Source organism: Sphingobacterium sp. JUb56, from assembly GCF_014191365.1.
GTDB lineage: Bacteria > Bacteroidota > Bacteroidia > Sphingobacteriales > Sphingobacteriaceae > Sphingobacterium > Sphingobacterium anhuiense.
In genome coordinates, this window is the sequence record NZ_JACHWL010000001.1 from 3624563 (window position 1) to 3636329 (window position 11767).

General features: G+C 41.8%; 5 protein-coding genes, 2 tRNA genes and 3 rRNA genes. All 10 read right to left on the reverse strand.

The annotated features are described in order from the left end of the window. The 10 genes from FHR29_RS15530 to FHR29_RS15575 all read right to left on the reverse strand — a co-directional run bounded on the left by FHR29_RS15530 (window position 1) and on the right by FHR29_RS15575 (window position 11320). A complete protein-coding gene (locus FHR29_RS15530; RefSeq protein WP_183915632.1) occupies window positions 1–423 on the reverse strand; it encodes a FixH family protein in 423 nt (140 codons plus the stop codon). 33 nt (window positions 424–456) lie between these two features. Beyond that, window positions 457–1839, reverse strand: coding sequence for a cytochrome c oxidase accessory protein CcoG (gene ccoG / locus FHR29_RS15535; RefSeq protein ID WP_183915634.1), 1383 nt, complete (start codon window positions 1837–1839; stop codon window positions 457–459). Between the two features lie 11 nt (window positions 1840–1850). Next, window positions 1851–2720, reverse strand: a complete 870-nt coding sequence (locus FHR29_RS15540) for a cbb3-type cytochrome c oxidase N-terminal domain-containing protein (RefSeq protein ID WP_183915636.1) — start codon at window positions 2718–2720, stop codon at window positions 1851–1853. A gap of 2 nt (window positions 2721–2722) precedes the next feature. Continuing rightward, window positions 2723–2914, reverse strand: coding sequence for a hypothetical protein (locus tag FHR29_RS15545; protein WP_021188306.1), 192 nt, complete (start codon window positions 2912–2914; stop codon window positions 2723–2725). Window positions 2915–2925: 11 nt separating this feature from the next. After that, a complete protein-coding gene (gene ccoN / locus FHR29_RS15550) occupies window positions 2926–5064 on the reverse strand; it encodes a cytochrome-c oxidase, cbb3-type subunit I (protein ID WP_132772070.1) in 2139 nt (712 codons plus the stop codon). 944 nt (window positions 5065–6008) lie between these two features. After that, window positions 6009–6120 (reverse strand): 5S ribosomal RNA (rrf, locus tag FHR29_RS15555). 139 nt (window positions 6121–6259) lie between these two features. Beyond that, window positions 6260–9147: ribosomal RNA gene (locus FHR29_RS15560) — 23S ribosomal RNA — on the reverse strand. A gap of 223 nt (window positions 9148–9370) precedes the next feature. Continuing rightward, window positions 9371–9444: transfer RNA gene (locus FHR29_RS15565), tRNA-Ala, on the reverse strand. Between the two features lie 79 nt (window positions 9445–9523). Beyond that, window positions 9524–9600: transfer RNA gene (locus FHR29_RS15570), tRNA-Ile, on the reverse strand. A gap of 190 nt (window positions 9601–9790) precedes the next feature. After that, window positions 9791–11320, reverse strand: a 16S ribosomal RNA gene (locus FHR29_RS15575). The 16S, 23S and 5S rRNA genes sit together here with 2 tRNA genes alongside, the layout of an rRNA operon. Window positions 11321–11767: the final 447 nt, after the last annotated feature.

Genomic DNA, 11767 nt, shown 5'->3' on the forward strand with positions numbered 1-11767 from the left:
TTATAAATGCAGTTGCTGATCTGTCAAAAACTCTAAACCTTCACTCTTCCAAACAATTTCCAGATTCCACGCTCCTTTTTTCAAAGTAGAAATCGGTAACTGATATACACCTGTATTTGTTTCAAATGGTAACTGCAAATCGATACTGCGATCCGAAGGACGTTTAAAGATCAGATTACCGCTATTTGCAACAGTGGCAAACTGAATATACAAAGTATCATGATTAATTTTAATAACAGGTTCAGCTTTATGCTTGGCAACATTTGATTTCTTATTATAAACCTGATCATAATTTAGACCTTGCTCATAATAATCTGTATCTTCTAATGTATCTGTATCATGACTGACCATATAAATCCCAGCACCGATGATACAGAGCATAAATACACCCAAGCTTAAAAATATTTTAGTACCCCAATTCATCCTTTATCTCTTTATAATTTAACCCTTCCTTTATCACATCCCCGGAGGAGCAATGAAGGTCGTTTTTAAGGTTTCTATTTTTCGATCTCCCGAATATACATCAACTTTCACATCTTCTTTATAGCGTTTTACATCATCTTTATTGATGATGAGAAAAAAGCTTAAAGAAGCCGATCCTCCTTTTGTCAACGATTTGATCGGATTTACAACTTGTATTTTTAGTTTTTCATCTTGAGGCACGAGTGTAAAAGGCATTTCAGCACTACTTTTATTCACTAACTCCAATGAATACAAATTACTGATTGTATGATCATCTCGTAATTGATAAGAACTTCCTTTCGCCCTCAACAAAGTTGCACCTACATCAGATCGCATCAATATAAGCGAAACAAAGACAGAAACTAATGCAACCAATACAACAGAATACGCAATAGCTCGAGTATTGCTTCTTTTGGTTATAGTTCCTTGAATCTCACCCATGGTATAAAAACCAATAAGTTTTTTCGGCTTACCTATTTTGTCCATCACGGCATCACAAGCATCAACACAAGCAGTACAGCTGACACACTCCATCTGCAGACCATTTCGAATATCTATCCCTGTAGGGCAGACATGGACACATAACTGGCAATCAATACAATCTCCTTTTACTTGTTCTACATCTTTTTTCTGTTTTCCCCGTGGCTCACCACGGCGGTGATCGTAAGCAACTGTTATGCTTTGATCATCTAACAATACCCCTTGCAACCGTCCATACGGACATATTGTTGTACAGACTATTTCTCTGATATGTGCAAACACTGCGTAGAAAACAAATGTAAATATCGTAATGGCTAAAAGCCCCCCTAAATGTTGGTCAATCGGGTCGGTTACAATTTTATAAAGTGCATCAACACCAATTATATAAGATAAAAAAATATTAGATATTAAAAATGAAATCAATAGAAATATACTATGCTTTAATACCTTTTTTAACTTTTTATCATCCGTGTTAGGTCCTTCATTCAATTTTCTCTGCTGTTGCCAGTCCCCCTCAATCCAGTATTCTATTTTACGAAATATCAGTTCCATAAAAATTGTCTGTGGACAAGTCCAGCCACACCAGATGCGGCCAAAAACAACTGTAAATAGAACGACACAAACCATCACGATAAGCATTCCGAAAACAAAAATGTGCAAATCTTGAGGATAAAAAATACTTCCCAAAATACTGAATTTTCGATCAAGAATATTAAACATCAATAATGGCTCACCTCCAATTTTAATAAAAGGAGCTCCGAATAAAAACAGCAGCAACCCATACCCGACCCATTGCCTTATTGCATACAATTGCCCCGAAGGTTTCTTTGCATATATCCAGGCTCGTTTTGTTTTATTACTCTGGTTGTCAGGAAGATTTGTTGCTACTGCTTTCATAAATACTTTTTTTATTGAACTTTTGTAGAATCGGCGGTTGTTGCTTTAGCATCAGCCGTTGCGTATGTAACCTCAGTACCTTGAGGTTCTTTAGGATTTGCAGGCTTAGTATCACGGATCGAAATAATGTAGCTACTCACCTCCGCAATCTGTCCCGGAGTCAAAGTCTGTTCCCAAGGCACCATCCCCTTATCAGGAACACCATACTTAACCGTTTTAAAAATATCCTTGATCTCCCCACCATGTAACCAGAATCTATCAGCCAAATTAGGACCTATTCCGCCTTCACCAGCTCCACCATGACAAGCAACACAATTTGCTTGAAAAACAGCATGACCGGCTGCAACTTTTGATTCATCGTATACCACACTAGATTCATCGATCAAATTAGCCGCTTGCGCTAGGTATTCTTGTTTTGCGATTTCAGCCTTCTCCATCTCCTGAGCATATTCTTGATTTTGATTTAGACCCCAGCCAAAAACATGATAAATTAAGATATAAACAACCGCAAAAGTCATTGTCGAATAGAATAAAGCATTGAACCAAATTGGAATTGGATTATCTAATTCCTTAATACCGTCATATTCGTGATCAATGATTAAATCCTTCTCTTCCGAAATAGGACGTAGCCCTAGCAATTTATTCCAGGAAGCCTTACGTGACTCTTTTTTTCTAATTTTAGTAACTTGCTCCTCTTTTAAAATCTCAGGCATCGTGATACGCAAAATTGAGCGCATCGCCTTGTTCACCATCAATGCCGAAGCCAATAAAGCAAGCATGACTACAAAGAGTACGATGATTAAAATATTCTGATATATATTACCAGAACTTATGCTCCAAGTTTCTGCATTTACAACTGTTGTATTTAAAAATAAACTCATATTTATAGACTATCTGATGATTCACCTTTGTTAATATCATCCTCTTGAAATGGAAGCTCCTTCATATAGGTAATATGTTCTTTATTCATTCTGAACAACATAATTCCTACGATAATGAAGAATACTAAAAATATCCATAATGAAGCGATCAAATACAGCTCGCTACCATTTAAATTTGTTATTTGTTTGAACATAATCTTCTATTTTAATTTAGTTCATCAACTATTTCCTTAGCTTTTGGTTCAGCTTTAATATCCGTACCCAATCGCTGTAGATAAGCAATCATGGCTATGATTTCACGGTTTGGTAGAACATGAACTTGGTTCTTTTTCAAATCCGCCGCAATCTCTTGCGCTTGCTTATCCAAAGAAGCCTGTGCTTGTGCTATGTCCTGATCCGTATAAGGGACACCCAATGTTTTCATTGCTTCCAATTTTGCGGTCAATAAAGAATTATCCAATTCTTGATCAATTAGCCAAGGATACGTAGGCATAATACTACCAGGAGATGTTATTGTTGGATCGAGTAAATGGTCAAAATGCCACTTATTAGGATACTTCCCGCCTATACGATGCAAGTCAGGACCTGTTCGTTTAGAGCCCCATAAGAATGGATGATCATACACATATTCACCGGCTTTACTATATTCCCCGTAGCGTGCAGTCTCCGAGCGGAAAGGACGTATCGATTGCGTATGACAATTCACACAGCCTTCACGGATATACAGATCACGTCCTTGTAATTCCAATGCAGTATATGGCTTAACACTTGCAATTGTTGGAATATTAGAAGATATTGTAAATGTTGGAATCATTTCCACGATTCCACCGATCAAAATAGCAATTAACGCCAGCACCATAAACATAATAGGTTTACGTTCTAAACGTCTATGTGTAGATTGCTCATTGGTCGTTACAGGCAATAATGCAGGTGCTTGCGCGGGCTCATTAGCCAATAACTTACCTTGACGCATTGTTTTTACCAAATTGTATGTCATCAAAATAGCACCACTTAAATAAAGAGCACCACCGACAGCACGCATCATATGCATTGGAATAATTTCCAACGTAGTCGCAAGGAAGTTAGGATATTTCAAAACACCTTCTGGTGTAAATTCTTTCCACATTAACCCTTGCACAACAGCTGCCCAATACATCGGAATTGCATAAAATAAAATTCCTAATGTACCGATCCAAAAGTGAGCAGATGCCATTTTTTTAGAGTACAATTCAGTTCTATAAATGCGAGGAATCAACCAATAAAGAATCGCGAAAGTCATAAAGCCATTCCATCCTAGAGCACCAACGTGTACGTGAGCCACTATCCAATCCGTAAAATGGGCAATTGCGTTTACTTGTTTCAGCGATAGCATTGGTCCTTCAAATGTCGCCATACCATAACAAGTCAAGGCAACAACCATAAATTTCAATACAGGTTCTGTTCGTACTTTATCCCATGCACCACGTAGCGTAAGCAGACCATTGATCATACCACCCCAGCTTGGAGCAATTAACATAATTGAAAATGCAACACCCAATGATTGAACCCATCCTGGAAGAGCAGTATAAAGTAAGTGATGTGGGCCAGCCCAGATATATATGAAGATCAATGACCAGAAGTGAAGAATACTCAATTTATAAGAATATACCGGGCGATTTGCCATTTTAGGTAAGAAATAATACATCATACCTAAAAATGGTGTAGTTAAGAAAAATGCAACTGCATTATGACCATACCACCATTGTACTAAAGCATCTTGTACACCAGAGTAAACATAGTAACTTTTCCAACCTGATACCGGTAATTGAACAGAATTTACAATATGGAGAACTGCTACGGTAACAAACGTTGCAATATAAAACCAAACTGCTACATACATATGTCGCTCTCTACGTTTTATAATTGTTCCAAACATATTAATACCAAAGACCACCCAAATTAAGGTGATACCAAGGTCAATGGGCCACTCCATCTCAGCATATTCATGGCTTGTCGTCAATCCAAGTGGTAATGTAATTGCTGACGCAACAATCACCAATTGCCAACCCCAAAAATGAATTTTACTGAGCATATCACTGAACATCCGCGCTCTTAAAACACGTTGTAGCGAATAATAAACACCCATAAAAATTGCATTTCCGACAAATGCAAAGATTATTGCATTTGTATGTACAGGTCTGATCCGACCAAAAGTGGAAAATTGAATCCCAAAATTCATCGCAGGCCACACCAGTTGAGTAGCTACAAGTAGTCCAATGGACATACCAACTATCCCCCAAATAATGGTAGCGATACCGAAATTTCTGACAATCTTATTGTCATAATTAAACTGCTCTAACTGCATACTTATATTATTGATTTCCTTACCAAAAGTAGAGCTTGTTTTATGACATTAGAATGATGGCGATAACCAAAAAAAATAACATTCGTCACACATTTATATCACATTAATAATGTTTTGACATAAATGATGAGTTTCAACTACTTTTTACAAATAGTAATGCAGCTTGTATGGTTATTTGGTATAAAAAATAGGTGAAGTTGGTTCGAAAAATTACTAATAATAAAGAGTTTATGGCAAAAAAAGGCTACCATCAAGATACTTGTTTCATTAGGTCACATAACAAAAATTTCTCCTTACTATAAAACACATCAAATACTACTTTATATTTACCTATAATTAGTAACACTGAAAATATCAAAGATATAATTAGGATAGGCCTCATAAGCAAAAACCACTTCTCTTATTAATGAAATAGTAATTACAGACCAGTTTTGCTTATTTCAAACAATTAGTTTAATAAAATAATATTGATAAATAAGCAAACTGAATGAATGGCCATATCCAAATTTTTAAAAAATATAATATCTTTTACAGCGATTTAATATAAATACTGTACACTATTTTGTAAAGTAAGGAAAGTGTTTATATAAGTAGACGTCGAGGATTACCGATCTATAATAAAAAAAGAAGAAATGGTTTAATACCAGTATTCTTATAACGTGAGATAAACTAGATTTAAGAGTACAATTATTATAAACTAGGGCCTCAATGTCATGACCAGCAAGTGTCAATATGGACAAAAAGTACTGAACCTAATACAAAGCAGCTAATAGCCCATAGCAGAAATGAAAAATCCAATAACTGAGCAACAGATAATATTAATGCAATAATCAATGAAAAAGTGCGGTGTCATATAAAGCTGCCGAAAGAACAGGAATAGCTAAGGTATAAAAAGGTATAAACACAAAAAAGCCTCTGCTGTATAGCAAAGGCTTTTGTATAAAAAAAGGCACCGACCTACTCTCCCACCTGTTACGGCAATACCATCGGCTCTGGCGGGCTTGACTTCTCTGTTCGGAATGGGAAGAGGTAGACACCGCCGATATAGGCACCTAAAATGTTTTTGTTAGATCAGCAGTTAACATCAGTTATATTTTTTCGTACTTAATACTAAGTACTATATACTAACTACTCCTGTAATCTATAGACAATTGAAAGAAAAACTAAAAGAGGAAGACAACAGTGTTTGCGTTGCTTGAGAAAGCTTCGGGTGATTAGTATTGCTCAGCTATGGTATTTCTACCTTTACACCTGCAACCTATCAACGTAGTAGTCTACTACGGCCCTATAAGGAAGTCTCATCTCGTGGCTAGTTTCGCACTTAGATGCTTTCAGCGCTTATCTATTCCCGACGTAGCTACCCAGCCGTACACCTGGCGGCATAACTGGTTTACCAGCGGTCAGTCCATCCCGGTCCTCTCGTACTAAGGACAGATCCACTCAAACTTCCAACGCCCACAACAGATAGGGACCGAACTGTCTCGCGACGTTCTGAACCCAGCTCGCGTGCCACTTTAATGGGCGAACAGCCCAACCCTTGGGACCTTCTCCAGCCCCAGGATGTGACGAGCCGACATCGAGGTGCCAAACCTCCCCGTCGATATGAGCTCTTGGGGGAGATCAGCCTGTTATCCCCAGCGTACCTTTTATCCTTTGAGCGATGGCCCTTCCATACAGAACCACCGGATCACTATGTCCGTCTTTCGACCCTGTTCGACTTGTTGGTCTCACAGTCAAGCAAGCTTATGCCATTGCACTCCTCGTACGGTTACCAAGCGTACTGAGCTTACCTTTGAAAGCCTCCGTTACCTTTTTGGAGGCGACCACCCCAGTCAAACTACCCACCAAACAATGTCCTCGACATGATCGAGTTAGAAACCGAATACAGAAAGGGCGGTATTTCAAGGTTGATTCCATGACTCCTGGCGAAGCCACTTCAACATCTCCCGCCTATCCTACACATCCTGTACCCAATTTCAATGTTAAGCTATAGTGAAGGTGCATGGGGTCTTTCCGTCCCGTTGCGGGTAATCGGCGTCTTCACCGATACCACAATTTCACCGAGCTCATGGCTGAGACAGCGCCCAGATCGTTACACCATTCGTGCAGGTCGGAACTTACCCGACAAGGAATTTCGCTACCTTAGGACCGTTATAGTTACGGCCGCCGTTTACTGGGGCTTCGATTCAATGCTTCTCTTGCGATGACATCCCCTCTTAACCTTCCAGCACCGGGCAGGTGTCAGGCCTTATACTTCATCTTTCGATTTTGCAAAGCCATATGTTTTTGTTAAACAGTCGCCTGGGCCTTTTCACTGCGGCTTCTCCATCGCTGGAGGAAGCGCCCCTTCTCCCGAAGTTACAGGGCCATTTTGCCGAGTTCCTTAGCCATGATTCACTCGAGCACCTTAGGATTCTCTCCTCGACTACCTGTGTCGGTTTACGGTACGGGTTTTTATAACCTGAAGCTTAGCGGGTTTTCTTGGAAGTCTGTTTACCTGCTCTATCAGCGCCGCCGAAGCTTTGCTGTACTATTGGGTTTCAGCAGGGTCGGCGGATTTGCCTACCGTCCCTATACCTACGCCTTTTAACGAACTATTCCGTCAGTTCGCGGCAGTGTCACTACTCCGTCACCACATCGCAGTTATAAAAAGTACTGGAATATTAACCAGTTGTCCATCGGCTTACTCCCTTCGGATGCGCCTTAGGCCCCGACTAACCCTGATCCGATTAGCGTTGATCAGGAAACCTTAGTCTTTCGGTGGGCGGGTTTCTCACCCGCCTTATCGTTACTTATGCCTACATTTGCTTTTCTATCAACTCCACGGCCCATTACCAGACCGCTTCTCCGTAAATAGAATGCTCCCCTACCAGACATGCACTAAATGCATGAATCCATAGCTTCGGTAATACACTTGATGCCCGTTTATTATCCACGCCCGACCGCTCGACTAGTGAGCTGTTACGCACTCTTTAAATGAATGGCTGCTTCCAAGCCAACATCCTAGCTGTCTGTGCAGTCGGACCTCGTTAGTTCAACTTAGCGTATATTTAGGGACCTTAGCTGATGGTCTGGGTTCTTTCCCTCTCGGCCTTGGACCTTAGCACCCAAAGCCTCACTGCCGGCCATATCTTATAGCATTCGGAGTTCGTCTGGATTTGGTAGGATTTGACTCCCCCGCACCCAATCGGTAGCTCTACCTCTATAAGACTCCATGCCGACGCTGTTCCTAAAAACATTTCGGGGAGTACGAGCTATTTCCCAGTTTGATTAGCCTTTCACCCCTACCCTCAGGTCATCCGGAAACTTTTCAACGTTTATCGGTTCGGTCCTCCATTACATGTTACTGCAACTTCAACCTGCCCAAGGGTAGATCACAAGGTTTCGCGTCTACCTCATCTGACTATGCGCCCTATTAAGACTCGCTTTCGCTTCGGCTGCGTGGCTGAACCACTTAACCTTGCCAGACAAGAGTAACTCGTAGGCTCATTATGCAAAAGGCACGCCGTCACTGGACCTGCCAGCTCCGACCGCTTGTAAGCACACGGTTTCAGGTTCTTTTCACTCCTCTGTTCGAGGTTCTTTTCACCTTTCCCTCACGGTACTAGTTCACTATCGGTCTCTCAGGAGTATTTAGCCTTATCAGATGGTGCTGACAGATTCCCACAGGGCGTCTCCGACCCCGCGGTACTCAGGGTACTGCTAGGCTAGCATTCTATACGTGTACAGGGCTATCACCGTGTATCGCTGGGCTTCCCATCCCATTCCACTTCTGTTTGCTAATACCATATCGCAGCCCTACAACCCCAACAATGCCGTAACATTATTGGTTTGGGCTCTTTCCCGTTCGCTCGCCACTACTTGGGAAATCATTATTATTTTCTTCTCCTACGCCTACTTAGATGTTTCAGTTCAGCGCGTTCGCGTATTTTACAACATACCTTCAGTATGCTAGGTTGCCCCATTCGGAAATCTTCGGATCAAACTCACATTTGCTAATCCCCGAAGCTTATCGCAGCTTATCACGTCCTTCATCGCCTCTGAGAGCCTAGGCATCCCCCGTGTGCCCTTATTTACTTTCTTCACCTCATAGCCCTTTTGCTACTATGGGTTGCTTTTTGATATATAACCGTGATGCTACGCATTAATCCGTTCGGCCTTGACCGAGGGTCTTCATAATACATCAAGCACATCACAGTATTGTCTCTACTGTTGTCTTCTCTTGTAATTTTTTTTCTTTCAATATGTCAAAGAACTCTTTGTAGCCTTATCGTGAACACAATATCTTAGTGTCCGGGCATACGTGTGGAGAATATCGGAGTCGAACCGATGACCCCCTGCGTGCAAGGCAGGTGCTCTAGCCAGCTGAGCTAATTCCCCGTGGTGTAGATTATAGATTCAGGAACAGAGACAGCAGACTTTACGTCTCAGATCTCATATCTGTCATCTCACATCTAGATGGTAGTCCCGAGCAGATTTGAACTGCTGACCCCTACATTATCAGTGTAGTGCTCTAACCAACTGAGCTACGGGACTAGCTTATCATTCTATCTCTCTGGACCATCCATTTTCAGGGATGGGCACATTTCTTCAAATGCTTTTTTATAGTAATCAGTACTTAGATATCAGTAGTTAGATAGAAAATAATCTAAATACTAAATACGCTGTACTAAATACTTTTTTAATCATGTGTATCCGTAACGAGCTTCAATTCCGAATGCTCTAGAAAGGAGGTATTCCAGCCGCACCTTCCGGTACGGCTACCTTGTTACGACTTAGCCCCAATTATCGGTTTTACCCTAACACGCTCCTTGCGGTTACATGCTTTAGGTACCCCCAACTTTCATGGCTTGACGGGCGGTGTGTACAAGGCCCGGGAACGTATTCACCGCGTCATTGCTGATACGCGATTACTAGCGAATCCAACTTCATGAGGTCGAGTTGCAGACCTCAATCCGAACTGTGAACGGCTTTTAGAGATTAGCATCATATTGCTATGTAGCTGCCCGCTGTACCGTCCATTGTAGCACGTGTGTAGCCCCGGACGTAAGGGCCATGATGACTTGACGTCGTCCCCACCTTCCTCACAGCTTACGCTGGCAGTCTGTTTAGAGTCCCCACCTTAATGTGCTGGCAACTAAACATAGGGGTTGCGCTCGTTGCGGGACTTAACCCAACACCTCACGGCACGAGCTGACGACAGCCATGCAGCACCTAGTTTCGTGTCCCGAAGGACTGATCCGTCTCTGGATCATTCACTAACTTTCAAGCCCGGGTAAGGTTCCTCGCGTATCATCGAATTAAACCACATGCTCCTCCGCTTGTGCGGGCCCCCGTCAATTCCTTTGAGTTTCAATCTTGCGACCGTACTCCCCAGGTGGATAACTTAACGCTTTCGCTTGGACGCTTACTGTGTATCGCAAACATCGAGTTATCATCGTTTAGGGCGTGGACTACCAGGGTATCTAATCCTGTTTGATCCCCACGCTTTCGTGCATCAGCGTCAATACTAACTTAGTGAGCTGCCTTCGCAATCGGAGTTCTAAGACATATCTATGCATTTCACCGCTACTTGTCTTATTCCGCCCACTTCAAATAGATTCAAGTCCTACAGTATCAAAGGCACTGCGACAGTTAAGCTGCCGTCTTTCACCACTGACTTATAGGACCGCCTACGCACCCTTTAAACCCAATAAATCCGGATAACGCTTGGATCCTCCGTATTACCGCGGCTGCTGGCACGGAGTTAGCCGATCCTTATTCTTCAGGTACATTCAGCTTCCTACACGTAGAAAGGTTTATTCCCTGACAAAAGCAGTTTACAACCCATAGGGCAGTCATCCTGCACGCGGCATGGCTGGTTCAGAGTTGCCTCCATTGACCAATATTCCTTACTGCTGCCTCCCGTAGGAGTCTGGTCCGTGTCTCAGTACCAGTGTGGGGGATTCTCCTCTCAGAGCCCCTAGACATCGTAGCCTTGGTGAGCCGTTACCTCTCCAACTAGCTAATGTCACGCGAGCCCATCCATATCCTATAAATATTTGATCAAAAACCGATGCCGGTAAATGATGTTATGCGGTGTTAATCTCTCTTTCGAGAGGCTATCCCCCTGATATGGGTAGGTTGCTCACGCGTTACGCACCCGTGCGCCACTCTCATCAGTTTGTAGCAAGCTACTCCCTGAATCCCGTCCGACTTGCATGTATTAGGCCTGCCGCTAGCGTTCATCCTGAGCCAGGATCAAACTCTCCATTGTAAAATGAAGTGTAAGATCAAGACTATTTATAATAAATAGAATTGTCTTGTATTTTAATTTCTAATTCTAAAATTGAACAGGTTGATTTTTTTAACTTTCGTCGTTTCTCAACACTACTCGTTACGTTACATGATTATATTTTTAAAGAACTTCTGTCGCTTCCGCATCTCGCTTCGGCTTTTATGATGTCGGCATTGCGCCGTTATCGATCTTGTTTCTGTTTCCCTTCGTTTCCGTTGGGACTGCAAAGGTAGAAATCTTTTTGGTTTCTCCAAAATAAATGTGAAAATTTATTTTTTTTGTTTTCCTGCTGTTTCTGCGTTTAACCTGAATTAAACCCTTCTTTTTTCAGTGCCTATCCTTTCGGATCAGCCGTTCCTCCCTTGCGGAGTGGTGCAAAGATAGGGACTTTTTACAATCACTTCCTAATCTTTTCCGGAAATAGTT

Excerpts from the sequence above, each read along its gene's own strand:
- FHR29_RS15530 (WP_183915632.1), bottom strand. The coding sequence starts at position 423 with ATGAATTGGGGTACTAAAATATTTTTAAGCTTGGGTGTATTTATGCTC.
- ccoG (WP_183915634.1), bottom strand. The coding sequence starts at position 1,839 with ATGAAAGCAGTAGCAACAAATCTTCCTGACAACCAGAGTAATAAAACA.
- FHR29_RS15540 (WP_183915636.1), bottom strand. The coding sequence starts at position 2,720 with ATGAGTTTATTTTTAAATACAACAGTTGTAAATGCAGAAACTTGGAGC.
- FHR29_RS15545 (WP_021188306.1), bottom strand. The coding sequence starts at position 2,914 with ATGTTCAAACAAATAACAAATTTAAATGGTAGCGAGCTGTATTTGATC.
- ccoN (WP_132772070.1), bottom strand. The coding sequence starts at position 5,064 with ATGCAGTTAGAGCAGTTTAATTATGACAATAAGATTGTCAGAAATTTC.